At 45.9% G+C, this 936-nt stretch carries 3 protein-coding genes; all 3 read left to right on the plus strand.

Annotated elements, in window-relative coordinates; genetic code table 11:
- Window positions 1–115, plus strand: a 115-nt coding sequence (locus R7E78_RS25000) for a pyrroline-5-carboxylate reductase dimerization domain-containing protein (protein WP_318058458.1), incomplete at its 5' end; no start/stop codon positions are given.
- A 52-nt stretch (window positions 116–167) separates the two neighbouring features.
- Window positions 168–725, plus strand: coding sequence for a YggT family protein (locus tag R7E78_RS25005; RefSeq protein ID WP_228096251.1), 558 nt, complete (start codon window positions 168–170; stop codon window positions 723–725).
- On the plus strand, window positions 725–936 hold a 212-nt coding region (locus R7E78_RS25010), incomplete at its 3' end, for a DUF167 family protein (protein ID WP_318058457.1). The genes R7E78_RS25005 and R7E78_RS25010, both read left to right, overlap by 1 nt.

A 936-nucleotide genomic window follows, 5' to 3' on the forward strand; every position in this document is an offset into this window, starting at 1 on the left:
CGGCACAACCGCCGAAGCACTTCGTACATTCAACGAACATCAGTTAACGGACATCGTTGCAAAAGCCATGCAAGCTGCGGTTGCTCGCGCAGAAGAAATGGAAAAACTGTTTTAATTATCTGGATGATTCTCAAGAAACATCATCCACTACTTGTTAAGGGTACCTTATGAATTCAATGAGTTTTCTCATCTCAACCCTATTTGACCTGTATATCATGGTCGTGATTTTGCGAATTTGGTTGCAAGCTGCACGTGCAGATTTCTACAACCCGTTCTCGCAATTTATTGTAAAAGCGACTCAGCCAGTCATTGGCCCACTGCGTCGTGTTATTCCATCTATCGGCAATATTGACCTTGCAACGGTTCTGTTCGCTTACGTGCTGTGTGTATTGAAATTTGTCGCGCTGATTCTGATTGCGTCTAACGGCTCTGTCTCTTTCAGCGTTGATTTCCTATTCTTGGGTTTGTTATCGCTACTAAAAGCTGCTGGTGGCCTTCTGTTCTGGGTATTGTTGATTCGCGCAATCCTAAGCTGGGTGAGCCAAGGTCGTAGCCCAATTGAATACGTGTTCCATCAATTAACCGAGCCAATGTGCGCACCAATTCGTCGCGTACTTCCTGCTTTTGGCTGCTTGGATTTGAGCGTGCTGGTTCTGTTCATCGGTTTGCAATTCGCAAACTTCTTGATGGGCGATATCATTGGTCCTATTTGGTTCCAACTGTAATGTCCGCAGCAGTTTGGCAAGATGGCGAGGACATCGTCCTTAAGCTTTATATTCAACCAAAAGCAAGCCGCGATAAGATCGTCGGCTTGCACGGTGAAGAGCTCAAAATCGCCATCACTGCACCGCCTGTCGATGGCAAAGCCAATGCTCACCTCACCAAGTTCTTAGCCAAGCAGTTCAAAATCGCTAAGGGTTTGGTTCACATAGAAAA

The sequence above is a fragment of the Vibrio sp. YT-19(2023) genome, from assembly GCF_033337395.1.